General features: G+C 62.5%; 23 protein-coding genes. 18 read left to right on the top strand and 5 right to left on the bottom strand.

Annotated elements, in window-relative coordinates:
- The gene (gene nagA, locus LG30_RS0103375) at positions 1-1146 is read left to right on the top strand and encodes an N-acetylglucosamine-6-phosphate deacetylase (RefSeq protein WP_033129304.1); all 1146 of its coding nucleotides are present in this window, start codon (positions 1-3) and stop codon (positions 1144-1146) included.
- 4 nt (positions 1147-1150) lie between these two features.
- Complete coding sequence (gene nagC, locus LG30_RS0103370; protein WP_033129303.1) at positions 1151-2365, top strand: DNA-binding transcriptional regulator NagC; 1215 nt, start codon at positions 1151-1153, stop codon at positions 2363-2365.
- Between the two features lie 567 nt (positions 2366-2932).
- On the opposite strand, the gene LG30_RS0103365 is transcribed toward nagC, so the two are convergent.
- From LG30_RS0103365 to aspS, 3 genes are all read right to left on the bottom strand, one after another.
- Complete coding sequence (locus LG30_RS0103365; RefSeq protein ID WP_033129302.1) at positions 2933-4552, bottom strand: phosphoethanolamine transferase; 1620 nt, start codon at positions 4550-4552, stop codon at positions 2933-2935.
- A gap of 309 nt (positions 4553-4861) precedes the next feature.
- Complete coding sequence (locus LG30_RS0103360) at positions 4862-5602, bottom strand: YebC/PmpR family DNA-binding transcriptional regulator (protein ID WP_033129301.1); 741 nt, start codon at positions 5600-5602, stop codon at positions 4862-4864.
- Between the two features lie 70 nt (positions 5603-5672).
- Entirely contained in the window at positions 5673-7451 is a 1779-nt protein-coding gene (gene aspS, locus LG30_RS0103355) for an aspartate--tRNA ligase (RefSeq protein WP_033129300.1), read from the bottom strand.
- 442 nt (positions 7452-7893) lie between these two features.
- Between aspS and LG30_RS0103350 the strand changes: the two genes are divergently transcribed.
- The 8 genes from LG30_RS0103350 (at position 7894) to LG30_RS0103315 (ending at position 16010) form a co-directional block, all read left to right on the top strand.
- Complete coding sequence (locus LG30_RS0103350; RefSeq protein WP_033129299.1) at positions 7894-8742, top strand: DUF72 domain-containing protein; 849 nt, start codon at positions 7894-7896, stop codon at positions 8740-8742.
- Positions 8743-9122: 380 nt separating this feature from the next.
- Positions 9123-9866 carry a carboxy-S-adenosyl-L-methionine synthase CmoA gene (cmoA, locus tag LG30_RS0103345; protein WP_033129298.1) on the top strand — a complete coding sequence of 248 codons (744 nt, stop codon included), beginning with the start codon at positions 9123-9125 and terminating at the stop codon, positions 9864-9866.
- Between the two features lie 3 nt (positions 9867-9869).
- A complete protein-coding gene (gene cmoB / locus LG30_RS0103340) occupies positions 9870-10847 on the top strand; it encodes a tRNA 5-methoxyuridine(34)/uridine 5-oxyacetic acid(34) synthase CmoB (RefSeq protein WP_033129297.1) in 978 nt (325 codons plus the stop codon).
- Positions 10848-10899: 52 nt separating this feature from the next.
- Entirely contained in the window at positions 10900-11688 is a 789-nt protein-coding gene (locus LG30_RS0103335) for an ATP-dependent zinc protease family protein (protein ID WP_033129296.1), read from the top strand.
- A gap of 3 nt (positions 11689-11691) precedes the next feature.
- The gene (locus LG30_RS0103330) at positions 11692-13230 is read left to right on the top strand and encodes an inactive transglutaminase family protein (protein ID WP_033129295.1); all 1539 of its coding nucleotides are present in this window, start codon (positions 11692-11694) and stop codon (positions 13228-13230) included.
- Between the two features lie 3 nt (positions 13231-13233).
- Entirely contained in the window at positions 13234-14199 is a 966-nt protein-coding gene (locus LG30_RS0103325; protein WP_033129294.1) for an alpha-L-glutamate ligase-like protein, read from the top strand.
- 332 nt (positions 14200-14531) lie between these two features.
- Positions 14532-15446, top strand: a complete 915-nt coding sequence (locus tag LG30_RS0103320; RefSeq protein WP_033129293.1) for a hydrogen peroxide-inducible genes activator — start codon at positions 14532-14534, stop codon at positions 15444-15446.
- 117 nt (positions 15447-15563) lie between these two features.
- The gene (locus LG30_RS0103315) at positions 15564-16010 is read left to right on the top strand and encodes a C40 family peptidase (protein ID WP_033129292.1); all 447 of its coding nucleotides are present in this window, start codon (positions 15564-15566) and stop codon (positions 16008-16010) included.
- A gap of 73 nt (positions 16011-16083) precedes the next feature.
- On the opposite strand, the gene LG30_RS0103310 is transcribed toward LG30_RS0103315, so the two are convergent.
- Positions 16084-16377, bottom strand: a complete 294-nt coding sequence (locus LG30_RS0103310) for a hypothetical protein (protein WP_033129291.1) — start codon at positions 16375-16377, stop codon at positions 16084-16086.
- A gap of 211 nt (positions 16378-16588) precedes the next feature.
- Here LG30_RS0103310 and LG30_RS0103305 point away from each other — a divergent pair, with 211 nt between their 5' ends.
- From LG30_RS0103305 to LG30_RS0103290, 4 genes are read left to right on the top strand one after another with little or no spacing between them, the layout of a single operon-like run.
- Positions 16589-18019 (top strand): coniferyl aldehyde dehydrogenase, encoded by a 1431-nt coding sequence (locus LG30_RS0103305; RefSeq protein ID WP_033129290.1) that lies wholly within the window; start codon positions 16589-16591, stop codon positions 18017-18019.
- Between the two features lie 9 nt (positions 18020-18028).
- Positions 18029-18607, top strand: coding sequence for a TetR/AcrR family transcriptional regulator (locus LG30_RS0103300; protein WP_033129289.1), 579 nt, complete (start codon positions 18029-18031; stop codon positions 18605-18607).
- Entirely contained in the window at positions 18597-19106 is a 510-nt protein-coding gene (locus LG30_RS0103295; protein WP_033129288.1) for a hypothetical protein, read from the top strand. The genes LG30_RS0103300 and LG30_RS0103295 overlap by 11 nt, the downstream gene beginning before the upstream one ends.
- Before the next feature lie 17 nt (positions 19107-19123).
- Positions 19124-20308: an iron-containing alcohol dehydrogenase gene (locus tag LG30_RS0103290; RefSeq protein WP_033129393.1), complete on the top strand. Its 1185-nt coding sequence runs from the start codon at positions 19124-19126 to the stop codon at positions 20306-20308.
- A gap of 89 nt (positions 20309-20397) precedes the next feature.
- Here the strand turns inward: LG30_RS0103290 and cysM are convergent, their stop codons facing one another.
- Complete coding sequence (cysM, locus tag LG30_RS0103285; RefSeq protein ID WP_033129287.1) at positions 20398-21300, bottom strand: cysteine synthase CysM; 903 nt, start codon at positions 21298-21300, stop codon at positions 20398-20400.
- A gap of 162 nt (positions 21301-21462) precedes the next feature.
- Between cysM and LG30_RS0103280 the strand changes: the two genes are divergently transcribed.
- The 4 genes from LG30_RS0103280 (at position 21463) to LG30_RS0103265 (ending at position 25792) form a co-directional block, all read left to right on the top strand.
- Positions 21463-21720, top strand: coding sequence for a GNAT family N-acetyltransferase (locus LG30_RS0103280; protein ID WP_033129286.1), 258 nt, complete (start codon positions 21463-21465; stop codon positions 21718-21720).
- A 100-nt stretch (positions 21721-21820) separates the two neighbouring features.
- A complete protein-coding gene (locus tag LG30_RS0103275; RefSeq protein ID WP_238566374.1) occupies positions 21821-22324 on the top strand; it encodes a nucleotidyltransferase family protein in 504 nt (167 codons plus the stop codon).
- A gap of 72 nt (positions 22325-22396) precedes the next feature.
- The gene (locus LG30_RS0103270) at positions 22397-24220 is read left to right on the top strand and encodes a SulP family inorganic anion transporter (protein WP_033129284.1); all 1824 of its coding nucleotides are present in this window, start codon (positions 22397-22399) and stop codon (positions 24218-24220) included.
- 213 nt (positions 24221-24433) lie between these two features.
- Positions 24434-25792 carry an MATE family efflux transporter gene (locus tag LG30_RS0103265; protein ID WP_033129283.1) on the top strand — a complete coding sequence of 453 codons (1359 nt, stop codon included), beginning with the start codon at positions 24434-24436 and terminating at the stop codon, positions 25790-25792.
- Positions 25793-25800: the final 8 nt, after the last annotated feature.

Below are 25800 nucleotides of genomic sequence, written 5' to 3'. Positions count from 1 at the left end.
ATGTACGCACTGACTAATTGCACTATCTATACCGGCAGCTGCGTGCTGACCGGCCACGGTGTACTGATCGAGGGCGACAGCATTGTCGCCATCGTACGCGAGGCCGAACTGCCTGCCGGAGTCGAACGACATGATCTGCACGGCGCCAACCTGAGCGCCGGCTTCATCGACGTCCAGCTCAACGGCTGCGGTGGCGTCATGTTCAATGGTCACATCACCACCGAGACCCTGGCCATCATGCAGGCGGCCAACCTGAAGTCCGGTACCACCAGCTTCCTGCCGACCCTGATCACCAGTCCGGATGCGGACATGAAGCAGGCGGTGGCGGTCACCCGCGACCATATGGCCGCCCACCCCAACGAGGTGCTCGGTGTCCATCTGGAAGGGCCTTATACCAACCTCAAGCGCAAGGGCATCCACCCGGCCGCGCAGATCCGCCAGCCGGCCGACGAGATGATCGACTTCTTCTGTGACAACAGCGATGCCATCGCCAAGATCACCCTGGCACCGGAGCGCAACAAGCCGGAGCACATCCATCGCCTGGTCGAGGCGGGGATCCTGGTCTCCGCCGGTCACACCGCCGCCAGCTATGAGCAGGCCATGGCCGGGTTTGATGACGGCATCCGCTTCGCCACCCACCTCTACAATGCCATGACGCCGACCCTGAACGGGCGCGAACCCGGGGTGGTCGGTGCCATCTATGATCGCAAGGATGTCCATGCCGGCATCATCGTCGATGGCCATCACGTGCACTGGGCCACCGTCCGCCTGGCGCACAAGATCCTTGGCGAGCGACTGGTGCTGGTCACTGATGCCACCGCCGCGGCCGGAGCGCCGGAAGGCTTTGAGAAGTTTGATTTTTGTGGCGCAACCGTCTATTTCCGCGATGGTCAGTGCGTCGATGAGAATGGTACACTCGGCGGTTCCGCCCTCACCATGATTGAAGGGGTGGAGAATCTGGTCAAACAGGTCGGATTACCGCTCGATGAAGCACTGAGAATGGCCACCCTTTACCCCGCTCGCGCCATTGGATGGGACTCACGTCTCGGTAGTATCCAGGTCGGAAAAATTGCCAACCTCACCGTCTTTGATCAGGCCTTCACGGTCTGCGGGACCGTGGTTAACGGACACTACACACAACAGTGACACTATGACTGGCGGACAAATAGCAAACGTAGATCTTATCAAGCAGGTGAACAGTGCGGTCGTGTATCGGCTCATTGACCTGCAAGGGCCCATCTCTCGCGTCAAGATTGCCGAACTGAGTCAGCTGGCCCCGGCCAGCGTGACCAAGATCACCCGGCAACTGATCGAGCATGGGCTGATCAGGGAGACCTCGCCGCAGGCCTCGACCGGTGGGCGGCGCGCCATCTCCCTGACCACCATCAAGCATCGCTTTCAGTTTGTCTCTGCCAAGCTTGGCCGCGGTTACCTGCAGCTGAGTCTCTATGATCTCGACGGCAAGGAGCTCGATCAGCACATCACCGAGGTGACCGAGATCGAGCAGCAACCCGTGGTCGACATGCTGCTGCGGGAAATTGGCGCCTTCATCGATGCCAATCGCGAGCGCAGCCGCAACCTCATCAGTGTCGCGCTCACCATGCCGGGTCTGGTCAATCCGGAATCCGGCATGGTCATCTACACCCCGACCTACCAGATCCGCAACTTAGGCCTGGCCAAGCTGCTGGAGCACCATTTCAACCTGCCCTGCTACGTGGGCAACGACACCCGCTCTCTGGCACTGGCCGAACACTTCTTCGGCGAGTCCCGTGACTGCATGGACTCCATTCTGGTGAGCGTGCATCAGGGCACCGGCTCCGGCATCATCACCAAGGGCAAGGTGTTCCTCGGTCAGAACCGCAACGTCGGCGAGATAGGCCACATCCAGGTCGAGCCGCTCGGCAAACGCTGCCACTGCGGCAACTTCGGCTGCCTGGAGACCATCGCCTCCAACGAGGCCATTGTCGACAAGGTCAAGGAGCTCATCAGCCGTGGCCATCTGAGCAGCTTGCAGGAGAAGCACATCACCATTCAGGAGGTGTGCAAGGCCGCCGTGGCGGGAGACGAACTCGCTCGCAGCGTGATCGAGAACGTGGGAGAACATCTGGGCCGGGCCATCGCCATCACGGTCAACCTGTTCAACCCGCAGAAGGTGCTGATCGCGGGTGAAATCACCGCCGCGGAAGAGATCCTGATCCCGGCCATCCGTCGCTGCGTCGAGCATCAATCCCTGCCGAGCTTCCACCGTGGCCTGCCCATCGTGAAGGCACGCTTCCAGAACCAGCCCACCATCGGCGGCTTCGCCCTGGTCAAGCGCTCCCTGCTGGAAGGGGATCTGTTGCAGATCATCATGGAGCAGAAGTAGTTTTCTCCTTTCCGACCCAATGAAAAAGGCAGCCTAGGCTGTCTTTTTACTGTTTAACATCATGAAGTGTCTTTCAGATGTTGATTTAATGGTCAAATCATCTCATCAGGTACCAACAAACGCCCTCCCCTCTTGTCTCCCGACAACAAAATCACCGCCTCCTGGTTGCCGTGTATCTTATCGGGTCCATAGACCCAAAGGCCGCACGCTTATCAACCCGGTTCGACTGCTACTTATCAGGCTTGCGAGTCATCAGGACGGAAAAATCCCAGCTTCCTTCTTCCAATAAAAATGGCAGCCCATCGGCTGCCATTTTTATCTGTGGATACCCGCTCAGACTCAACCCCCGCGGCAGGGTTTGAACATATCCAGCGCTCCGTCGTACACCTTGGTCTGCACATCCATGATCCCCAGACACAGGGTGGAACAGGTTGTCGTGGGAGCAGCTCAGACTCAACCCCCGCGGCAGGGTTTGAACATATCCAGCGCTCCGTCGTACACCTTGGTCTGCACATCCATGATCCCCAGACACAGGGTGGAACAGGTTGTCGTGGGGGCAGCTCAGACTCAACCCCCGCGGCAGGGTTTGAACATATCCAGCGCTCCGTCGTACACCTTGGTCTGCACATCCATGATGCCGAGCATGGAGTGGAACAGGTTGTCGTGAGAGAAGCGCTTGCTGCCCGCCTCCTGACGCAGGCAATCCTGGTTCAGTTGACGGTCGCTTTGCAACTGGGGGGAGAACCAGGTCAGCAACGGCACCCGGGTCTGATCATCCGGCGCGAACTTGTAGGGGGTGCCGTGCAGATAGAGCCCCATGGCCCCTAAGGATTCGCCGTGATCCGACAGATAGACCAGCCCCACGTTGTACTGGCTCTCCAGGGTCTTGAGCTTCTCGATGAGCTGGGACAGCACCTTGTCGGTGTAGCGGATAGTGTTGTCATAGGTGTTGACCAGCTCCTCGTTGCTGCAGTTCTCGATGTCGCTGCGCGGGCAGTCGGGGGTAAAGAAGCGATCCTCTGTCGGGTAGCGGCGGTAATAGGTCGGACCGTGGCTGCCCATCAGGTGGAAGGCCACCACCTTGTTACCGCTCTTCATGTCGGTAATTTGCTGATCCAGCCCCTGCAACAGCACCTCGTCATAGCAGGAGTCCCCCTCGCAATATTGAGGGAACTGCTTGGGCTCGACCTCGATGGTGGGCACGTTGTTGCACACCCCCTTGCAGCCGCCGTCGTTCTCCTTCCACAGCACGGAGACACCGGCGTGCTGGAGCACGTCCAGCAGACCGTCCCGTGACTTGGCCAGGGTCTCATCGTATTCATGGCGAGTCAGGTTGGAGAACATGCAGGGCACCGAGACCGCCGTGGCGGTGCCACAGGAGCGCACATCCTTGAAGGAGACCAGCTCCTGCTCCTTGCTGGTAAAGCCGTTGGTCTCTTTCTTGTAGCCGTTGAGAGAGTAGTTCTTGCTGCGCGCCGTCTCGCCGACCACCAGAAACATCAGGGTCGGTTTGTCGCTCTTGCTCACCACCTTGGCATCGGTACCGATCGGCTCGTAAGGGATGGGCGTCGCGAAGACGATGTCCCGGGCGTAGCGATAGACGCCGCGCACATAGTTGGCAGGCACTATCTCTTTGACGATGCTGTGGTTGTTGCGACCGACCGAGGCGTAATCCTGATAATAGAGAGCGGCGACCCCCACCAGGAACAGCAAGGAGAGGGCGATGCCCCCGAGGCGCAGGCCAAGCCCCTTGAGCCAGGAACTCGGGTATTCAATCTTGATCGCCAACAGGCACAGCACCGGCAGCACCGCGGTCAGCAGGAACCAGAGCATGACAGAGCCATTGAGGTAGGAGGTCGCCTCCCCGCTGTTGGTCTCGATGATGTTCTGCACCATACCCACGTCGAAGATGATGCCGTATTTCAGCATGGCGTAGCTGGCGATGGAGCCGGTCATGATCAAGAGGATGAAGAACGGCTTGAGCAGATACTTGAAGGTGAATGGCAGGAAGACCGCATTGAGCGCCGCCATCAGCACGAAGGGGATCGAGAGGGCAAAGCCCGCCTTGACGTGCTCAAGGGCCGTGAGAATACGGTAAAAGTGCAGGAAGATGGGCCAGTTGAAGACCAGTGCAAACAACAGCACCAGCAACAGATTGACCTTCATCACTCCCAGAGTGAGACGCATAACAATACTCCGACAAGCCAGTAGATCTTGAGGCCCTGCATGGGGGCTCAGTTTTGGGCATCCCAGTCACCTGTCTCTCATCCCGAGCAAACGAAAGGTGATGGGCACAGCGGCCCGGATACAGAGTGAGCATAGGAAGGCAAACTTAAGCGGGAATTAAGAGATGACCAAAAAAGGAATAGATTGAATCCCAATGACACTTTCAAGACAAAAATAAAACATAAAAAAACGGCAGCCCAAGGCTGCCGTTTGCATTCGTGTTACGGACTCAGTGCATCACAGGGATCCGCGCCTGCATGCGCTCCTGACTTAGAGCGTTGCCGCAACTTCGTCGGAGATGGAGCCGTTGTGATACACCTCCTGCACGTCGTCCAGGTCTTCGAGCATGTCGATGAGACGCATCAGCTTGGGGGCAGTCTCTGCATCCAGCTCGGCTTCGGTGGACGGGATCATGGTCACTTCGGCGTTCTCGGGCTTGAAGCCAGCGGCTTCCAGCGCGTCCAGCACGGTACCGAAATCGTTCGGGGTGGTGTAGACCTCGATGGAGCCATCCTCTTCGGTGACCACGTCATCGGCACCGGCTTCCAGCGCCGCATCCATCAGCGCATCTTCATCCACGCCGACGAAGGTCAGCAGCCCTTTCTTGCTGAACAGGTAGGCCACGGAACCGTCGGTGCCCAGGTTGCCGCCGCTCTTGCTGAAGGCATGACGCACTTCGGCCACGGTACGGTTACGGTTGTCGGTCAGGCACTCCACCATCACGGCGGAGCCCGCCGGGCCATAGCCTTCATAGACGATGGTCTCGAGCTGCTCGCCATCGCCACCACCGGCGCCACGCTGGATGGCGCGGTTGATGGTTTCGCGGGTCATGTTGCTGGTCAGGGCGGCGGTCACCGCCGCGCGCAGGCGCGGGTTGTTGGCCGGATCCGCGTCACCGATCCGGGCTGAGGTGGTGATCTCGCGGATCAACTTGGTGAAGATCTTGCCACGCTTGGCGTCTTGCGCCGCCTTGCGGTGTTTGATGTTGGCCCATTTGCTGTGACCTGCCATAAAAACTCTCCGTTATAATTTTAAATCAATGGGATACGGGCCGCGCAGCGACCCGGTCTTAAGCATGTTCTCAGGCTTTAGCCTCAGCCTCGGCCTTGGCAACGGTCGCAATGGCCAGCTCGGTCAGCTGGGCCTGGTTGGCGAAGCTCGGGGCGTCTGTCATCAGACAGGCGGCGGCTGTGGTCTTCGGGAAGGCGATCACGTCGCGGATGTTGTCGGTGCCGGTCAGCAGCATGCTCAGACGATCCAGACCGAAGGCCAGACCGGCGTGCGGCGGGGTACCGTATTTCAGCGCATCCAGCAGGAAGCCGAACTTCAGGCGCTGCTCGTCCGGGGTGATCCCCAGGATGTCGAACACGGTGGACTGCATCTCGCTGTTGTGGATACGTACAGAACCGCCACCCACTTCGTAGCCGTTGATCACCATGTCGTAGGCGTTGGCGTAGGCACCCAGCGGGTTGACCTTCAGCTCGTCCGGGCCCAGGTTGCTCGGGGCGGTGAAGGGGTGGTGCATGGCCGCCAGGCCGCCTTCGCTGTCTTCCTCGAACATGGGGAAGTCGATGACCCACAGCGGTTTCCAGCACTGCTCCACCAGACCCAGATCGCGACCCACCTTCAGGCGCAGGGCGCCGATGGCATCGCACACCACCTTCTTGCTGTCGGCGCCGAAGAAGAGGATGTCGCCGTCGGCCGCGCCGGTGCGGGCCAGGATCTCGCGCACGATCTCGTCAGACAGGAACTTGGCGACCGGAGACTGCACGCCCTCGAGGCCGTTGGCAGCGGCGTTGACCTTCATCCAGGCCAGGCCCTTGGCACCGTAGATGCCGACAAACTTGGTGTACTCGTCGATCTGCTTGCGGGACAGCTCAGCGCCGCCCGGTACCTTCAGGGCCGCCACGCGGCCTTTTGGATCCTTGGCCGGACCGGCGAACACCGCGAACTCCACCTCGGTCAGCAGATCGGCCACGTCCACCAACTCCATCGGCAGGCGCAGATCCGGCTTGTCAGAGCCGAAGCGACGCATGGCTTCGTCGAAGGTCATCACCGGGAAGTTGCCCAGATCCACGGCCAGCACGTGTTGCCACAGCTGGCGGATCATCTCTTCCATCAGCTCGCGCACCTGGGGTGCGGTCATGAAGGAGGTCTCCACGTCGATCTGGGTGAATTCAGGCTGACGGTCGGCGCGCAAGTCTTCGTCGCGGAAACACTTGACGATCTGGTAGTAGCGATCGAAGCCGGACATCATCAGCAACTGCTTGAACAGCTGCGGGGACTGCGGCAGCGCGTAGAACTTGCCCTTGTGGACACGGCTCGGCACCAGATAATCCCGGGCCCCTTCCGGGGTGGCCTTGGTCAGCATCGGGGTCTCGATGTCGAGGAAGCCCTGCTCGTCCATGAAGCGGCGCACGAAGGCACTGGCCTTGGCACGGGTCTTCAGGTACTTGGCCATCTCGGGGCGACGCAGATCCAGATAGCGGTACTTGAGGCTGATCTCTTCGCTGTTGGTCTGGTTGAAGTCGAGCGGCAAGGGCTCTGAGCGGTTGATGATGGTCAACTCGTGGGCGAACACCTCGATGGCACCGGTGGCCATGTCGTTGTTGCGCTGGGACTCGGGGCGCGAGCGGACCACGCCGGTCACCTGAATGCAGAACTCGCCACGCAGCTCGGAGGCCAGGGCGAAGGCGTCCGGCTTGTCCGGATCGAAGAACACCTGCACGATCCCTTCACGGTCGCGCATGTCGATAAAGATGAGACCGCCCAGGTCACGACGACGATGGACCCAACCGCACAATGTAATGGTCTGCCCGGCATGGGCCTCATTGACCTGTCCGCAATAGATAGAGCGCATGGACTTCTTCCTTCGAAATGGTAGAGAGACGGTTTTGGGTCGCCGGGCACGACTGGCAAGCACCGCCTGTCTCACAGCTGGCCAGATCCTGCTTCTTACCCGGTTTGAAATCAATCTCGTACCCTCTGGCTCCTCTGAGCCGGAGGCTTGCCGCCACGATTTGCCACCCATGTTGGCTCGCCCTGCGTGACCGGTAAGGGGCCAAAGAGCCGGAGCGAGGACATCGGCAAGCATCGTTGTTTAGCCAGTTCATGGCCGCCATCGTCGCCACCATAGGCGCACGACCCCATGAGGCACAACAAATTGGCAAACAAAAGGGTTGGCATTATAGAGGAAAACCCCTATTTGGGTAAAATAGCCCGCAGCCTCCTTTGCCCTGTTTTTTCTTGTCCTGGCGCAAAAAGCAGAGCAAAACAAGATAAATCCGCCGACAGGAGCCGTAATGAGCCTCTATTTGGGTCTGCCGCAGTGGTCACATTCGGCCTGGCCCGGTCAGCTGTTGGGAGTCAATGCCAAGCCCGCCGACCACCTCGCCCACTATGCCGAGGTGTTCAACACGGTGGAAGGCAATACCACCTTCTACGCCTCCCCCACCCCGGAAACGGTGCAGCGCTGGGCCGATGCGGTGCCCGCCCACTTTCGCTTCAGCTTCAAGTTCCCGCAGACCATCAGCCACCAGAGCGACCTGGTGAGTGCCGACAAGCAGGTGACGAACTTCATCCGCCTGCTCGGCCCGCTGCACGACAAGCTGGGGCTGCTCAAGTTGCAGTTGCCCGCCCGCTTCGGCCCCGCCGGCTTGCCGCGCCTTGCCGCCTTTTTCGAGCGCCTGCCCAGGGAGTTCACCTATGCCCTCGAGGTGCGTCACCCCGATTTCTTCGCCAAGGGCGAGGTGGAGCGTGCCCTCAATCGGCTGCTGATGGAGCGGGGTGTCAACCGCATCATGCTCGACAGCCGGCCGCTGTTCTCGGTGCAGGCCACCACGGCCGCCATGATTGACGCCCAGGGCAAGAAACCCAGGCTGCCGGTGCACCTGCTCGCCACAGCCAATGCCCCCGTGGTGCGCCTTATCGGGCTTCCACACCCCGAGGACAATCACCCCTTCCTTCCCCCTTGGCTGCCTCACTGGCAACAGTGGCTGGCCGAGGGCAAGGATCTCTACCTCTTCATTCATAGCGCCGACAACGTGCAGGCACCGGAACTGGCCCGCCAGGTGAGCCGTCTGCTCGGCCACCAAATGGCCCCCTGGCCGGGGGAAAACGATCGCGCGCACCAAGGCCTGCTGAACTTTTAGCCCACCATCAGCTTGCCATAAAAAAAGCCGATTTTTTGTGGCTAGGGCAGGCCTGGCGTCAAGACAAACGCCAGTCAATCCACTACACTAGCGCCCCATACATAAGGGCCCGGACACTCGTCCGTTGCAACAGTTTGCAACAAAGGGGGCGGTCCCCAACAAGGGCCAGGGCATTAGTCCGTTGCAATAAGTTGCAACAGGCAATGCGGTCCAACAGAAAGGGCCAGGACGATGGCCCGTTTCGAACGGGGCAGGCTCGAAGGATCTCAAGGCCGCCATCCGTTTGCAAACCGGTGACGACGCCCTGTCGATGAGCGTCCAGCCAAGATTCCATTGAACAAAACAGCCGGCCCTTGTACCGGCTGTCAGGTTGCGCCAGCATGCAGACCAAAGACCAGATTTTTGCCGCCCCCATCGCTCGCCTTGGGGATTTCTGTTTTGATGAACAGGTCGTCGATGTCTTCCCCGACATGATCCAGCGATCCGTACCGGGCTACAGCAACATCATCTCCGCCATCGGCATGATGGCCGCCCGCTACGCCCAGCCAGACAGCCGTCTCTATGACCTTGGCTGCTCCCTCGGTGCCGCCACCCAGGCCATGCGCCGCAACCTGACCCAGTCGGGTTGCGCCATCACCGCGGTCGACCTCTCCCACCCCATGATAGAGCGGGCCCGTGCCCATTTGTCGGGCTTCAAGTCAGAGGTGCCGGTGGAGCTCATCGAGGCGGACATCTGTGACATCACCATCGACAACGCCTCCGTGGTGGTGCTCAACTTCACCCTGCAGTTCGTCGAGCCCGAGAAACGGGCCGCCCTCATCAAACGCATCCATGACGGCCTGCGCCCGGGCGGCATCCTGATCCTGAGCGAGAAGTTCCGTTTCGAGGATGCCCAGGTCAACGAGCTGCTCATCGACCTGCACCTGGACTTCAAGCGCGCCAACGGTTACAGCGAACTGGAAATAAGCCAGAAGCGCAATGCGCTGGAGAACGTGATGCGCACCGACACGCTGGCGGTCCATCAGGCCCGCCTGCAAGACGCCGGCTTCGCCCACCAGGATCTCTGGTTCCAGTGCTTCAATTTCGGCTCCATGATTGCCATCAAAGCCTGCGACGCCCAATAAGCCATGATCGACTTCGCCAATTTTTACCAACTGATCGCCAAGAACCGGCTGAGCCACTGGCTGCACACCCTGCCCGCCCAGCTGCACGCCTGGCAACATGACAACCTGCACGGGGATCTGCCGCGCTGGAACCGTGCCCTCAACAAGCTGCCGAGCATTGTCCCCGGCCAGGTCGAGCTGGTCGATCGGGTCGAGATCGGCAGTGCCGACAGCCTCGGTGAGGGGGAACGCAAGAAGACCGAGAGCCTGCTGCGCCAGTTCATGCCCTGGCGCAAGGGCCCCTTCCACGTCCACGGCATCCACATCGACACCGAGTGGCGCTCCGACTGGAAGTGGGATCGGGTACTGCCCCACATCAGCCCGCTCGCGGGGCGCTATGTGCTGGACGTCGGCTGTGGCAGTGGCTACCACCTGTGGCGCATGGTTGGCGCCGGCGCCAAACTCGCGGTCGGCATCGATCCCAGCCCATTGTTCCTGTGCCAGTTCGAGGCCATCCGTCATTTCGCCGGAGGCGATCAGCGCGCCCACCTGTTGCCGCTCGGCATTCAGGAGCTGCCCGAGCTGCGGGCCTTTGACACCGTCTTCTCCATGGGGGTGCTCTATCACCGCAAGTCCCCCATCGAGCACATCGAGCAGCTGCGCAACCAGCTCAAGGACGATGGCGAGCTGGTGCTGGAGACCCTGGTGGTCGACGGCGGCGTGAACGAGGTGCTGGTGCCCACCGACCGTTACGGCAAGATGCGCAACGTCTGGTTCATTCCCTCCAGCGCGGCGCTCAAGTTGTGGGTCGAGCGCTGTGGCTTCAAGGACGTGCGCATAGTGGATGAGAATATGACCAGTACCGACGAACAGCGTCGTACAGACTGGATGATTAATGAGTCCCTGAGTGACTACCTGGACCCCGCAGATCCGGCACTCACGGTGGAAGGATATCCGGCACCCAAACGTGCCGTACTGATCGCCAGGAAGGCCAAAGACTAGCCGATGGCGCCTGCGGAAGTTACACTGACCCAATTCCAGGAAGCACAGTTAAATGAATGACATGAAAAGCAAATTAAAAGGAATGACCCTGCTCTCCCTGCTCAGTCTCGGCGGGTGTGTCAGTATGGAGAAAGCGCCTCCGGTTCCGACCCTGACGCTGGCCGAGATTCGCAACGAGATTGCCCTGAGCGAACAACGCCTGCAAACATCCATGGAACAGCAACAGAAGCAGTATGTGCAGCAACAGCACCTGCTGGTTCAGCTCAACACCGATGTCACCAACATGAAAGAGTCCGTGAATAAAGTCGACAGCAAGCTGTCTACCCTGCCACCCGAGCCACCCAAGCCCATGGTGATCCCGACAGAGAAGTGCGCGGCCCCGAGCCAGGGTCACACCGTCGATGGCAAGCTGCTGGTGGGTGAAGCCGAGTGGATCTGGGTGGATGCCGCCAACGACGCCTTCCAGGCGCGGGTCGATACCGGTGCCACCACCTCCTCCATCAGCGCCCAGGAGATCACCATCTTCGAGCGCAACGGCAAGAACTGGGTGCGCTTCTTCCTGAGCCATCAAGAGATGGACGACAAGATCCAGATCGAAGCGCCGCTGGTGCGCCATGTGCGGGTGCGTCAGGCTTCCGCCGACGATCTCGACCGCCGTCCGGTGGTACGCCTCACGGTCCGCATCGGCGACATGACCGAGAAGGCCGAATTTACCTTGAAAGATCGCAGCGACATGACCTTCCCCGTGCTGCTGGGCCGTGAATTCCTGAAGGACATCGCCGTGGTCGACGTGGCCCGCGAATATATCCAACCAAAACCCAAGCTCAAGGATGTAAAATAATCCATGGTTTCCCGTAAGCCGTTCTATTTGCTGGTCGCCCTGCTGTACATTGTCGGCCTGGGAATGACGTTTTATCACCATGTCGCGCTGGACGTGCCGCTCACGCCGGGCGAGAAACGTCAGATCTGGTCTATCGAAGCCAAGCTCGAATTCGAGGCGACCGGCGAGCCGGTCATCGCCTCCCTCGCCATCCCGGGCACTCAGCCCAACTTCACCCTGATGAACGAGAACGCCGCCAGCCCGGGCTACGGCCTGTCGTTTGTCGAGAAGGACGGTGACGCCCGCGCCGAGTGGTCCATTCGCACCGCCTCCGGCCGCCAGGAGCTCTACTACCGGGTTGACATGATGGCCGACGCCAATGCCAAACCGGCCGCCAATCCTCAGCCCCCGGCTATCGAGAAGCAGATCGAGAGTGAGCCTTACGCCACCGCGATGAAGCAGATCCTCGAGCGCGCCCAGGAGCGTTCCGCCGATGGCTACACCCTGACGCGCGAGATCATCAAGGAGATCGAGAAGCAGGAGCAGAACGCCGAGTTGCTGAAATCGCACAAGAGCCGTGCCAACCTGATCGCCGAGCTGCTCAACAACGCCGAAGTCCCTGCCCGGGTGGTGCATGCCCTCAACCTGGAAGACGGTCGCCGTCGCCAGGAGCTGATTGACTATCTGCAGGTATTCAACAGCCCGACCGACTACAAGCTGTTCAACCCGCAGACCGGTGAGCAGGGGCAACCGGCCAATCTGCTGCTGTGGGAATACAACTCAGGTGCCCTGCTGGACGTGACCGGCGGCCACAACTCCCGCGTGACCTTCTCGATGATCGAGCAGGAGCAACCGGTGAACGTGGCGCTGGCGCAGAAGTTCGAGAAGTCCGAGATCATGAACTTCTCCATCCACAGCCTGCCGCTGGAAGAACAGGCGCTGTTCAAGGGCCTGCTGCTGATCCCCATCGGCGTCCTGATGGTGGTGTTCCTGCGGGTGCTGGTCGGTATCAAGACCTCGGGTACCTTCATGCCGGTGCTGATCGCGGTCGCCTTCATCCAGACCTCGCTCATCACAGGTCTGGTGGGCTTCCTGCTGATCGTCGGCACCGGCCTTATCATCCGATCCTACCTGTCGCGGCTAAACCTGCTACTGGTGGCCCGAATATCGGCGATCATCATCATGGTGATCTCGATGATCGGCGTCTTCTCCGCCCTGGCCTTCAAGCTGGGTCTGACCGACGGCATGAAGATCACCTTCTTCCCGATGATCATCCTCTCCTGGACCATAGAGCGGATGTCCATCCTGTGGGAAGAAGAGGGTCCCAAAGAGGTAGTGCGCCAGGGTGGCGGCTCCCTGCTGGTGGCGGTGATCGCCTACCTGGCCATGGATAACGAGCTGATCCGTCACCTGACCTTCAACTTCCTCGGTCTGCAGCTGGTGCTGATGGCGACCGTGCTGTTGATGGGTAACTACACCGGCTACAAGCTGAGCGAACTCAAGCGCTTCAAGCCGCTGGTGGACGAGATGAAGTCCGGCAGTACCCCGGGTAAGGACAAGTAACAGATGTGGTTCTGGCAGAAATACACCAGTCCGTGGAGCCTGTCCCAGGCAGGCATCCTCGGCATGAACAAGCGCAACCACTCCTACATCAGCCGTTACAACCCGCGCAGCCTCTACCCGCTGGTGGATGACAAGCTGCAGACCAAGCGCATCGCGCTGGATGCAGGGGTCACGGTGCCGGAACTCATCGGCACCATCCGCGAGCAACACGACGTGACCCGGATCACGACGCTGGTCAAGGATTGGCCTGGCTTCTGCATCAAACCGGCCCGCGGCTCCGGCGGCAAGGGGATCCTGGTGATCCTGCGCCAGGAAGACGGCCTGTTCTACAAACCCAACGGCAGCGCCAGCAATGGTCAGGATCTGGAGCGTCATGTCTCCAACATCCTGGCGGGTCTCTATTCCCTCGGCGGCAAGCCCGACGTGGCGCTGGTGGAAGGCCTCATCAACTTCGATGACGTGTTCGACGGCTACTCCTTCGAAGGGGTACCCGATGCCCGGGTGATCATCTTCAAGGGCTTCCCGGTGATGGCCATGATGCGCCTCTCCACCGCCGCTTCCGACGGCAAGGCGAACCTGCACCAGGGCGCCGTGGGGGTGGGTCTGTGCCTGCGTACCGGCCGCGCGCTGCGGGCGGTGCAATTTGGCAACCCGCTGCGCCACCACCCGGATACCGGCCTCGATCTCTACGATCTCAAGGTGCCCCACTGGGACACACTGCTGACGCTGGCGGCCTCCTGCTACGAGATGTCGGGCCTCGGCTACATCGGCACCGACATGGTGCTCGACAAGTTCCGTGGCCCCATGCTGCTGGAGCTCAACGCCCGTCCCGGTCTCGCCATCCAGATCGCCAACGGCCGTGGCCTGGTGCCTAACCTCAAGACCATCGAGAAGCTCGGCCAGGTCAAGATGAACGTGGAGCAGCGGGTCAACTTTGCCAAGGATCACTTCGGTATCTTTGACGACTAGGCAACCCTTGTCTGCACCCAGCAAAAACGCGCCTGCCGGCGCGTTTTTTTATGCCGGTAGCGGCCTGATAGCCTGGGCTGAATGCGGCGCCATAAGCACTATGCAGATCCCCATCACATCCCCTCACCGGGGCGCTTCAACGGCGCAGGAGAAGGAGATAAGCTGCCAGAGCGGCTCTGCCTCCGGGCAGGTAATTCTCATCATTTCAGCCGCTTGCGGGATGACTCACACACACTGCCATGCGCGAGGCGCGCGCCTAATCACGGCGACAAATTGCGCTCCCAATGGTAGATTAATGAAATCAAATAGATAGCAACGATCGGGTTCCCCTTATGCAACGTTGGCCCAGCCTGAAACAGCTGCAATATCTGGTCGCTCTCGATGAGCACAAGAACTTCAACCGCGCCGCCAAGGCCTGCCATGTCAGCCAGTCCACCCTGAGTACCGGGATCCAGACTCTGGAAGACATGATCAATCTGCAGCTGGTGGAGCGCGATCACAAGAGCTTCATCATGACGCCGGTCGGTATGGAGATAGTCGCGCGGGCCCGCAACCTGCTGTCCGACGCCCGGGATCTGATGGAACTCGGCCAGCAGCAGGGCGGCGTCATGCACGGCACGGTCAGGCTCGGCTGCATCCCCACCATAGCCCCCTTCCTGCTCAGCAAGCTGCTGCAGGTGTGCGGCAAAGAGTATCCCGAGCTGGAGCTGCTGCTGCGGGAAGACACCACCACCAACCTGCTCAAGCAGCTGGAGCAGGGTCAGCTCGACTTGCTGATCCTGGCGCTGCCGGTGGAGATCGGCGGTTTTCACAGCAAGATGGTGGGCATAGATCCCTTCCACATGGTGATGCCGTCCCACATGGCGGCGGGCCTGCACATGCCGTTCGACTATAAGGAGCTGCCCAATCAGAGCATCTTCCTGCTGGAGCGGGAGCACTGCCTGACCGAGCATGCGGTGAGCGCCTGCCGGCTGCGAGACAAGAGCAAGATCAACCCCTTCGCCGCCACCAGCCTGCACACCCTGGTGCAGATGGTGGGTGCCGGCCTTGGCACTACCTTCTTGCCGCAGATGGCCATCGATGCGGGCATTCTCGACAACTCGGATCTGGTGGCCATTCCCCTGCCGGGAGAGAAACCCTACCGCGAGATTGGCCTGGTGTGGCGCCCCAGCACGACCAGGGTGCAGACCTTCTACAAGCTCGCCGAGCTGCTCACACCACTGATAGAACCCAAGGCGGCCGGCTGAATAGCCGGCTGTCAGCAGCCCCTTTTCTGCGCGAGGCGGGCAATTATGTTATCGGCATTCAGGTTCCAGGCAGCAACACTGGCTATGATAAGTCGCGTGTCCTATCAAGGAGTTCCGATGTTTCGCACCTTGTTGCCGCCCCTGCTGGCCCTGCTGATCACCGCCTGCTCCAGCACGCCCGAGCCGCCGCCCCCGCGCCAGAGTGGCGCCTTCGATGGCTTCTACCAGCAGTGGCGCGGCGTCCCCTATCGCATGGGCGGCACGGACAGAGCCGGCCTCGACTGCTCCGCCTTCACCCAGCTCGCCTACCAGCATGTGCTGGGATTCGAGCTGCCCAGGACCACCGAATCCCAGGCCAACCTCGGCAAGCCGGTGGATCGCTACCGCCTGCAATATGGCGATCTGGTGTTCTTCAAAACCGGCTGGCAACAGTATCACGTCGGTATCTACACCGGGGCGGGGGAGTTTATCCATACCTCCACCAGCAAGGGGGTGATCCGCTCCCGGCTCGACAACGTCTACTGGAACAGCCGCTACTGGCAGGCCAGGCGCCTGACGCAATAGCCATTGCTTGAAGACGAAAGCTTGATAACGAAAAAGGCCCCGACGGGCCTTTTTCCATTGGATGTTCACCGACTCAGTGCTTGCGGTGCCAGCGCGGTGAGACAGCCCGCTCGCCCCAGGGAGTCACGCAGGGCAACAGGGCCCCTTCGATCACCCCGCCGCTGGTGGCCAGCGCCTCGGCAATCTTCTCATGGAGCAGCCGCAACAGGTTCTTCTCCTGCTCGGCCAGGGAGTGGCCCGCGGCGAAATATTCGCGCTGATGCCGCGACGCCAGCTTCTGGGCGAACTCATAGGTGTTGAAGCACTCCGGCATCCGCTCGATCACATCGTCCAGCCGGGCCAACAGGCTGTGCAGTTCCCTGGTCATATGCTGCTCTCCATGTAGTTGATAACTAAAAACTACCCCTTGTTGGATAAACCACCAATCGAGATCCCCTGGAACTGTGGCGCCGAGCACAGTTTCCAAGGCCCCTGACCCGACCCACACCCTGGCCCCGGAGAGGGTATTTACAATGTGGCAACAAGGCGTTAGAGTCAGACCGACTAATCAGTCGGCCATTTTTCGAGCGGAGAATGCCATGGAAGCGATACGAATGCAGTCCTCAACCGACAAGTTCTCCCTGCCCGGGCAGTTGCTCCGCCTCAAGCAGGCCTACCAGGCCCATCCCATGCCGAGCCTGGATGAGCGTCGCACTCGACTGCTGCAACTCAAGCGCGCCCTGCTCGCCCATCAACAGCCCCTGTGCGAGGCCCTGGCAAAGGACTATGGTCAGCGCAGCGACTATGACTCCTTGATCGCCGACATCCTGCCCTGCGTCATGCAGATCAACTACAGCCTCAAGCGGCTTAAGGGCTGGATGAAACCCCAACGCCGCCACGCCGGACTGCTGCTGGCCCCCGCCAGGGTCGAGGTGCATTACCAGCCGCTCGGGGTGGTCGGCATCATGGTGCCCTGGAACTTCCCGGTGATGCTGAGCCTCGGCCCCCTCATCGGCGCCATCGCCGCCGGTAACCGCGCCATGCTCAAGCTCTCCGAGTTCACCCCCCATACCAATGCCGTGCTGCGCAGCCTGCTGGCTCAGGCCTTCACCGACGACGAGGTGCTCGTCATCGAGGGGGATGCCAGGCTGGCGGCCGCCTTCAGCGCCCTCTCCTTCGATCATCTGCTGTTCACCGGCTCGACCGCCGTGGGCAAGCTGGTGATGGCTGCCGCCGCCCCCCAGCTCACCCCGCTCACCCTGGAGCTCGGTGGCAAGAGCCCCTGCCTCATCGCCCCCGACATGCCCATGACCCTGGCGGTGGAGCGGATGATCTTCGGCAAGAGCCTGAACGCCGGCCAGATCTGCGTGGCCCCCGACTATGTGCTGCTGCCACGGGGGCAGGAGCAGGCCTTCATCGAGGCGTATCGCAACCACTTCCATCGCCTCTATCCCAAGGGGCTGGAGAGTCCGGACCATGGCGCCATCATCAACGCTCAGCAGTATCAACGCCTCATCGACTGGCTGACCGAGGCCGAGCAGGCGGGGGCAGAGGTACACTCTTGCGCCACCCCGGCCCGGGATGACGCCAGCCGGCGGCTGGCCCCCCAGCTGCTGACCGAGGTGCCCGCCCACTGCCAGCTGATGCAGCAGGAGATCTTCGGCCCGCTGTTGCCGCTGGTCCCCTATGACAGCCTCGACGAGGCGCTCGCCTACATAGCGGCGCGGCCCCGCCCCCTCGCGCTCTATCTGATGAGCCTGGACCCGGCGCTGCAGACGCGGCTCATCCGGGAGACCCACGCCGGCGGCATGGCCATCAACGAGAGCCTGTTCCAGGTGGCGGCGGACGATGCCCCCTTCGGCGGCATCGGCGCCTCCGGCATGGGGCACTACCACGGCCACGAGGGCTTTCTCACCTTCTCCAAGGCCAAGACGGTGTTGCGCCGTGGCAAGTTCAGCACCGGCTCCCTGGTCCATCCCCCCTATCGGCGCTGGTATCAGCGGCTGATGATGACCCTGCTGCTGCGCTAGGAGAGCCCCATGACCGACAAGCGCCGCCAGATCCTGGATGCCGCCCTCACCCTGTGCGCCGAGGATGGCCTGCAGGGCGCCGCCACCGCCCGCATCGCCCGGGCCGCCGGGGTGGCAAACGGTACCCTGTTTCATCACTTTCCGAGCAAGGAGCTGCTGATCCAGCAGCTCTATCAGGACGTCAAACAGCGCCTAGGCGCCGCCATCAGCGAGGCGGATCCCGCCCTGCCCCTCAAGGAGCAGGCACGCCACTACTGGCGCCAGGCGATGGGCTGGATGCAGGCCCACCCCCACGAGCTCAAGTTCGTGCTGGGGTTCTTCCACTCCCCCCTGCTGGCGCGGCCGCTGCGCAGCCAGATCCTGGGGGAGACACTGCGCTTCCTGCCGCGCCTGCTGAGCCAGGGCCAGGCCAGCGGCGAGCTGATGCCGGCCCCCGAGGCCCTGATGCTGGAGGTGTGTCAGAGCCAGTTTCTGGCCTGCGCCTCGCTGTTTGTCGACAGTCCTGAGCTCGGGCAAGACTCTCACTGGCAAGCCAGCGCCTTCGCCCTGTTCTGGTCTGCCATTTCGGGGACCCTAGATGATGCTTGATACCCTGCTCGCCGCCGGACGCCGCGGCTGGATCATCGCCCTGCTCTGGATCATCGGCCGAACCCTGTGCCGCGCCGCCCGGATCGACGAGGCGGTGCGCCGCGAGCTGGCCCCCCTGCCGGAGGGACTGCTCATCCGGCTTGAGGTGTTCGGCCTCCCCCCGGGGCTGCTCATCCACAAGGCCGCCGACGGCTGGCGCTGCGGCCCTCCTCACCAGAGTGGCGGCAAGGGACAGTCGCTGCGGGTGTGCTTCAAGCATCCGGCCATCGCCTTTCGGGTGCTGAGCTTTCGACTCGGCATCAATCAGGCCTTCTGCGAGAACCGGCTGCTGGTGGAGGGAGACTTGGTGGTCGCCATGCATCTGGTGCGCGTGCTGGAACAGTTGCAGGCCCTGATCCTGCCCGCCTTCATGGTGCGGCCCTTGCTGCGCCACTATCCCAATCCGTCTCGCAAGCTGAGCCGCGCGGGCCGCATCTACCTGGGTCTGTTGACCGGTTGAACACGAGGATGAACAAGATGAGCCGCTATTACGATTTCTTCTGCCCGGTCAAGCTGATGGCGGGGGAGCAGGCACTGGAGCAGCTGGCTGGGGAGTTGCTGGCGCTGGGGGCGACTCGCCCGCTGCTGCTCACCGACAAGGGGGTCAGCGGCAGCGGGCTCGCCACTCTGGTGACCCGGCTGCTGGCCGAAGGGGGGCTGCCGATAGCCGCCAGCTGGGACGAGATCCCGGCGGATTCCTCCACCGCCGTGGTGGAGCAGATCGCCGCCCACTATAACGCGCAGAGCTGCGACAGTCTGGTGGCCCTCGGCGGCGGCTCCGTCATCGACACCGCCAAGGCGGTCAACATCCTCGCCACCTTGGGGGGTAACCGGCTGCTGGACTATGCCGGGGCCGACAGCCTGACCCGGCCGCTCAAGCCACTGGCGGTAGTGCCGACCACCGCGGGCACGGGCTCCGAGGTCACCCAGGTGGCGGTGATCAGGGATGAAGGGAGCGGGCGCAAGGTGCCCTTCACCTCCCCCTTCCTGCTGCCCCGGCTGGCGGTGCTGGACCCGCGTCTCACCCGGGGCTTGCCGCTGCCCATCACCGCCGCCACCGCCATGGATGCCATGACCCACGCCATCGAGGCCCTCATCGGCAACGCCCGAAATCCGGTCAGTGACGCCCTGGCCCTGGGGGCGGTGGAGAAGATAGCCAGCGCTCTGCCCCTGGTGCTGGCACAGCCGGAAGACAGCCAGCTGCGGCTGCAACTGGCGGAAGGCTCCACTATGGCGGGCATGGCGTTTTCCAACTCCATGGTGGGGCTGGTGCACGCCCTCGGCCACAGCCTGGGGGCCCGCTGCCACCTGCCCCACGGCCTGTGCATGAACCTCTTCCTGCCCACTGTGCTCGACTACAACAGGCCCGAGATAGACCCGGAGCTGGCCCGCCTGCTGCTGCCACTGGTGGGGGCCGAGCGCTTCGCCGCCACCCCGGCCGCCCTGCGACCGCAGGCCAGCCTCGATGCGATCTGTGCCCTGCGCGACAGCCTGTGGCAGGCGGTGCGGCTGCCGCGCACCCTGGCGGAGGCGGGGGTGACAGACAGATCCGTGCTCACCGAGATCCGGGATCTCGCCATCAACGACGGCGCCCTGCTCTACAACCGCAAGGATGCCGACAGGGAGCAGTTGCTGGCGCTGCTGGAACAGTTGTGGGAATAACGTCCTAATCAGCTGGTCTGGTACAGCACAAGATCTCGTCCCATGCCAGTCCGGGACGGGCATGGACTCCCGGAGGATGGCGCGAGGGATCAGGGGACGTCGCTGAATACCCCGGTGGAGAGGTAGCGATCCCCCCGATCGCATATGATGGCCACCACCACCCCCTGTTCCAGCTCGGCCGCTGCCCGCAGGGCACCGGCGACGGCGCCCCCCGAGCTGACCCCGCAACAGATCCCCTCATCGCGCGCCAGTCGGCGCATCATGGCCAGGGACTCGTCGAGCGTCACGTCCAGCACCCGATCCACCCGCGCCGGCTCGTAGATGCCGGGCAGGTAGGCGGCGGGCCAACGGCGGATCCCCGGGATCTGGCTCCCCTCTGCCGGTTGCAGGCCGACTACCTCGATGGCCGGGTTCTGCTCCTTGAGGTAGCGGGAGACCCCCATGATGGTGCCGGTGGTGCCCATGGCGGAGACGAAGTGAGTGATTGCCCCCTCGCTCTGGTGCCAGATCTCGGGGCCGGTCGACAGATAGTGGGCATCCGGGTTGGCCGGGTTGTTGAACTGATCCAGCACCAGCCCCTCGCCGCGCGCCTGCATGGCCAGGGCGAGATCCCGCGCCCCCTCCATGGCATCGTCCACCAGCACCAGCTCGGCGCCATAGGCCTGCATGGCATCGCGCCGCTCCTGGCTCATGGTGCTCGGCATGATGAGCCGCATCCGGTAGCCCCGCACCGCCGCCACCATGGCCAGGGCGATGCCGGTGTTGCCTGAGGTGGCCTCAATCAGACGGGCCCCAGGCTGCAAGTGACCACTCGCCTCCGCCGCCTTGATGAGGTTCAGCGCCGGCCTGTCCTTGACCGAGCCGGCGGGGTTGTTGCCCTCCAGCTTCACCAGCAGGGTCACCCCGGAGTGGGGATTGATGCGCTGCAACCGCAGCAGCGGGGTATTGCCTATCAGGGCATCCAGGGTGGCGAAGGCCATTATGGGATCCATCCTCTGTTAACTGTTCTATACCTTGGGCTATCGGCCATTTGCAGGCGGAGCCAGTGTAAGGGAGCACCCTTCGCCGACAAAGCGGCGGACGGGCAAAAAGCCCGGTTGGCAAAGTGTCGCCAGCATGCTCTGATCATTTTTCTCATCGTTTCAGGAGCCAACATGAGTGACATCCTTCATCAGCCCGACCAGCAGCAGTTCGTCTGCGTGGTGGACGGCCAGCTCTCCCGCCTCGCCTATCGCCGACTGGATGCCGGCACCGTCGAGGCCTACAGCACCCAGGTTCCTTCGGAACTGAGGGGGAAAGGGATCGCCGATCGGCTGGCGCGCAGCTTCTACGACTGGAGCCAGGCAGAGGGGCTGACCATCATCCCCACCTGCAGCTACATCGACGTCTGGCTGCGCCGCAATGGAAACTGAGGCGCAACTGCGGATCCCGACGCAAACCGGGCCGGAGGCGGTGACGGAGCAACTGCTGCAGGCACAGACCGAAGCCTTGCTGCGGGCCGACTCAACGCGCATGGCCTGCCTGCGAGCGGCACGGGCGCTGGCCCTGCCCGACTGGGCGCTGGGTGCCGGTTTCGTGCGCAACCTTGTCTGGGATCATCTGCACCACAAGTCCGAGCCGACCCCCCTCAACGACATCGACCTCATCTATCTGGATGCCAGTGATCCCCAAGGGCTGGCGGAGGCCGATCACGAGGCTTGGCTTGCGGCCCGATTGCCGGCTCAGTGCTGGGAGGTGCGCAACCAGGCCCGCATGCATGTGCGGCAGCAGGTGCCCCCCTTCGTCAGCTCGCTGTCGGCCCTCAGCCACTGGGTGGAGATCCCCACCTGCATCGGGGTCAGGTTACTGCCCAGTGACGAGTTCGAATGGCTGGCACCCTATGGCTTTGGTCATAACTGGTCACTGCGGGTGGACGCCAACCCCAGATGCCGCCAGGAGAGCCAGGTGTTCGTGCGGCGCGTCCTCGACAAGGGCTGGCAGGCCATCTGGCCCGACCTTGCGGTGACCTGGCCATAACGGCGTTGCAATGCTTCGACAACCTTGGGCACACTAGAGCCAAAAGCTGTTTATAACTCAATGGGTTAAATAATGCGCGACTTCTTCTCTCTCGAACGCTGGCTGCCGGGCCTCGCCGCCCTGCTGCAATATCAGCGGGCCTGGCTGGTGCCGGACCTTCGCGCAGGCCTGTCGGTGGCCGCCGTGGCACTGCCCGTGGCCATCGCCTATGCGGAGCTCGCCGGGGTCGGCGCCATCGTCGGCCTCTACTCCTGCATCCTACCCATGCTGGTCTACGCCCTGTTTGGTACCTCCCGCCAGCTCATCGTCGGCCCGGACGCCGCCACCTGCGCGGTGATCGCCGCCGTGGTGACGCCGCTCGCCGCAGGGGACGCCACCCGCCAGTGGCAACTGGTGATGACCATGACCGCCATGACCGGCTTCTGGTGCCTGATCGCCAGCCGCTTCAAGCTGGGGGTGCTGGCGGACTTTCTCTCCCGCCCCATCCTGATGGGACTGCTCAACGGGGTGGCCATCACCATCATGGTGGGCCAGCTCTCCAAGATCTTCGGCTTCACTTTCAGCGAACGTTACCTGATAGAGCGGATCTTGAATGGCACCGACTACATTACCCAGACCCACCTGCCGACCCTGGCCATGAGTTTGACGGCCCTGCTCACCCTGCTGCTCGCCAAGCGTTTCAAGCCATCCTGGCCCTCCTCCATGGTGGCCATGGTGGTGACGGCGGCGCTGGTATGGGCGCTGGATCTCGCCCGCTTCGACATCGCCACCCTGGGGGCCATCGGCTCCGGCCTGCCCGACTTCCAGATGCCGGAGTTTCCCCCCGGCCTGATGCGTGAGCTGGTGCTGCCGGCCCTGAACCTCGCCATGGTGAGTTTCGTCTCCATGATGCTCACCGCCCGCAGCTTCGCCGCCAAGAACGGTTACGAGATCGATGCGGACAAGGAGTTCCGGGCGCTCGGGATGGCGAACCTGGCCTCGGCCCTCTCCCAGGGTTTTGCCATCAGCGGCGCCGATTCGCGCACCGCAGTCAACGACGCCAACGGCGGCAAGAGCCAGCTGGTCTCCATCATCGCCGCCCTCGTCATCGCCCTGGTCACCTTCTACCTGACGGCACCGCTGCAATACATCCCCACCGCCGCCCTCGGGGTAGTGCTGGTGATGGCTTCCCTGTCGCTGACCGATTTTCGCGGCCTCTGGGGGCTGCGTCACTCGGACAGAGCCGCCTTCTGGCTCGCCCTCATCACCTTCGTCAGCGTGCTGACCATGGGGGTGATCCCGGGGATCACCCTCGCCGTCCTGCTGGGCCTGTTCCAGTTCCTGCGCAACGTGATGCGACCGACGGATCAACTGCTCGGCATGGATGACGAGGGGGTGGTGCGCACTCTGGGAGACAACGAGCAGGCCAAGGCCATCCCCGGCACCCTGGTCTATCGCTTCAACTCGCCGCTTACCTACTTCAACGCCCCCTACTTCAAGCGGCGAGTACTGGCGCTGCTGGTGCAGGATCCCCATAGCCCTCAGTGCCTGGTGATCGACGCCGTCGCCTGCTTCACCCATCAGGACATCAGCGTGATGAGCATGGTGGGTGAGTTGCACAAGGAGCTCAAGCGGCGTGGCATCCACATGGTGATGGCCGGTCGCCACGGCCAGATGAGCCAGTGGCTCAAGCAGGCGGGGATCCGGGTCGGCGACGAGGGGATCACCCTCTGTCCCGACATGTATCAGGCGCTGCGCATGACCCGCTGCTACCGGGAGCCTGTGTTCAAGGATGACGAGGTAGTGGAGAGCACCACTGATACCCTGCTCTCCCGCTGGCCCCAGGATGAGACGCTGCCGGACTCGGCGCGGCTCACCCTGCCGAGCGAGCAGGAGGCGGGTGCCACTCCTGCCTGAATAGGGATGAGATGCAGCCGAACTCGGCACCGTCGATTCACTCTGTCGAGCGGACAGGAGGCGGGCTCGCCCCCAGCCTGAGCCGTGGTCCGGCCATCCTGCTCCACACCGGATCGGGATGACCGGATCATCCATTGCACAGCTCAGGCTCTTGGTGTTAAATGCCCGTCCAGATGGTGCTGACGAACGCCATCCTCCCTATTTGGACATCCCATGCAGACTCAACCCCACACAGGCCCGGGCTCCCTCTTTTCCCTGACCTGGCCACTGTTCATCGATCTCGCCCTGCACTTCCTGACCGGGGCCCTCAATACCTTCATGGTGGGACACGTCTCCTATCAGGGGGTGGCGGCGCTCGCGGTCGGCAACCAGGTGTTCGATCTCGCCATCACCCTGTTCAGCTTCGTCAGCATAGGGACCAGCGTGGTGATCACCCAGTATCTGGGAGCCGGTGACAAGGAAAAAGCCCGGGTGGTGATCCACACCGCCATCGGCTTCAACCTGCTGGTGGGACTGGTGGCGGCGGTGGGGGTCATCGCCGGGGCCAGCACCATGCTGGCGCTGATGAACCTGCCCGCCAACCTGATGGGCGACGCCACTCTTTACTTACAGATCATCGGCCTCTGTCTTCTGCCGGAGGCGGCAGCGCTCTGTCTGGCTGCCACCCTGCGCGCCCATGGCCACACCCGTCAGGCCATGTACGTGACCCTCATCGTCAACCTCATCACCTTCGTCGGCAACCTGCTGCTGCTCTACGGCTGGTTCGGCCTGCCGCAACTGGGAGTGGCCGGGGTCGCCATCAGCACGGTGGCGGGACGCATCGTCGGCGTGGTGCTGCTGGTGTGGCTGGTGGCACGCAAGACCGGCATCCGGCTGCGGCTGCCGGAGATCCTACGGCCAAGCAAGGTCATGCTGGACAAGGTGCTGCACATCGGCCTGCCGGCGGCGGGGGAGAACCTCTCCTGGATGCTGCAGTTCATGGTGGTGACGGCCTTTGTCGGCCTGCTCGGCGACAAGGCGCTGGCGACCCAGTCCTACTTCTTCCAGATCTGCCTGTTCATCCTGCTGTTCGGCCTCTCCATCGGCCTTGGCAACGAGATCATCATCGGCCATCTGGCCGGGGCTCGCCGCTTCGAGCAGGCCTACAACCAGCTGATGAAGAGCCTGAAGCTCGGGCTCATCGTCACCACCCTGATCGCCATCGCCGCGGCCCTGAACGGCCGCGCCATCATCAGCCTGTTCACCGACGATGCCGACATCATCACCCAGGTGGCACAGCTGTTTCTCATCAGCCTCATCCTCGAACCCGGCCGCACCTTCAACCTGGTGGTGATCAACGCCCTGCGTGCCACCGGGGATGCCCGTTTCCCGCTCTACATGGCGCTCCTCTCCATGTGGGGGATTGCCGTTCCCCTCGCCTATTTCCTTGGTATCATGCAGGGCTATGGCCTGGTAGGCATCTGGCTGGCGCTCGCCTGTGACGAATGGGTGCGCGGTCTGGCCATGTTCTGGCGCTGGCGCAGTCGCCGCTGGCAAAACAAAATCCTTGTCGAAACACCTGTGGAATCATAAGCGGAATC

Source organism: Aeromonas aquatica, from assembly GCF_000764655.1.
GTDB classification, from domain to species: Bacteria; Pseudomonadota; Gammaproteobacteria; order Enterobacterales; family Aeromonadaceae; genus Aeromonas; species Aeromonas aquatica.
This window is presented reverse-complemented; position numbering and strand designations above follow the sequence as displayed.

Coding starts and splice junctions, on each gene's coding strand:
- LG30_RS0103305 (WP_033129290.1), top strand. CDS start 16,589: ATGGAAGCGATACGAATGCAGTCCTCAACCGACAAGTTCTCCCTGCCC.
- LG30_RS0103290 (WP_033129393.1), top strand. CDS start 19,124: ATGAGCCGCTATTACGATTTCTTCTGCCCGGTCAAGCTGATGGCGGGG.
- LG30_RS0103360 (WP_033129301.1), bottom strand. CDS start 5,602: ATGGCAGGTCACAGCAAATGGGCCAACATCAAACACCGCAAGGCGGCG.
- LG30_RS0103275 (WP_238566374.1), top strand. CDS start 21,821: ATGGCCTGCCTGCGAGCGGCACGGGCGCTGGCCCTGCCCGACTGGGCG.
- cmoB (WP_033129297.1), top strand. CDS start 9,870: ATGATCGACTTCGCCAATTTTTACCAACTGATCGCCAAGAACCGGCTG.
- aspS (WP_033129300.1), bottom strand. CDS start 7,451: ATGCGCTCTATCTATTGCGGACAGGTCAATGAGGCCCATGCCGGGCAG.
- LG30_RS0103280 (WP_033129286.1), top strand. CDS start 21,463: ATGAGTGACATCCTTCATCAGCCCGACCAGCAGCAGTTCGTCTGCGTG.
- LG30_RS0103265 (WP_033129283.1), top strand. CDS start 24,434: ATGCAGACTCAACCCCACACAGGCCCGGGCTCCCTCTTTTCCCTGACC.
- LG30_RS0103310 (WP_033129291.1), bottom strand. CDS start 16,377: ATGACCAGGGAACTGCACAGCCTGTTGGCCCGGCTGGACGATGTGATC.
- LG30_RS0103330 (WP_033129295.1), top strand. CDS start 11,692: ATGGTTTCCCGTAAGCCGTTCTATTTGCTGGTCGCCCTGCTGTACATT.
- cysM (WP_033129287.1), bottom strand. CDS start 21,300: ATGGATCCCATAATGGCCTTCGCCACCCTGGATGCCCTGATAGGCAAT.
- cmoA (WP_033129298.1), top strand. CDS start 9,123: ATGCAGACCAAAGACCAGATTTTTGCCGCCCCCATCGCTCGCCTTGGG.
- LG30_RS0103300 (WP_033129289.1), top strand. CDS start 18,029: ATGACCGACAAGCGCCGCCAGATCCTGGATGCCGCCCTCACCCTGTGC.
- nagC (WP_033129303.1), top strand. CDS start 1,151: ATGACTGGCGGACAAATAGCAAACGTAGATCTTATCAAGCAGGTGAAC.
- LG30_RS0103320 (WP_033129293.1), top strand. CDS start 14,532: ATGCAACGTTGGCCCAGCCTGAAACAGCTGCAATATCTGGTCGCTCTC.
- LG30_RS0103325 (WP_033129294.1), top strand. CDS start 13,234: ATGTGGTTCTGGCAGAAATACACCAGTCCGTGGAGCCTGTCCCAGGCA.
- LG30_RS0103295 (WP_033129288.1), top strand. CDS start 18,597: ATGATGCTTGATACCCTGCTCGCCGCCGGACGCCGCGGCTGGATCATC.
- LG30_RS0103350 (WP_033129299.1), top strand. CDS start 7,894: ATGAGCCTCTATTTGGGTCTGCCGCAGTGGTCACATTCGGCCTGGCCC.
- LG30_RS0103365 (WP_033129302.1), bottom strand. CDS start 4,552: ATGCGTCTCACTCTGGGAGTGATGAAGGTCAATCTGTTGCTGGTGCTG.
- nagA (WP_033129304.1), top strand. CDS start 1: ATGTACGCACTGACTAATTGCACTATCTATACCGGCAGCTGCGTGCTG.
- LG30_RS0103270 (WP_033129284.1), top strand. CDS start 22,397: ATGCGCGACTTCTTCTCTCTCGAACGCTGGCTGCCGGGCCTCGCCGCC.
- LG30_RS0103335 (WP_033129296.1), top strand. CDS start 10,900: ATGAATGACATGAAAAGCAAATTAAAAGGAATGACCCTGCTCTCCCTG.
- LG30_RS0103315 (WP_033129292.1), top strand. CDS start 15,564: ATGTTTCGCACCTTGTTGCCGCCCCTGCTGGCCCTGCTGATCACCGCC.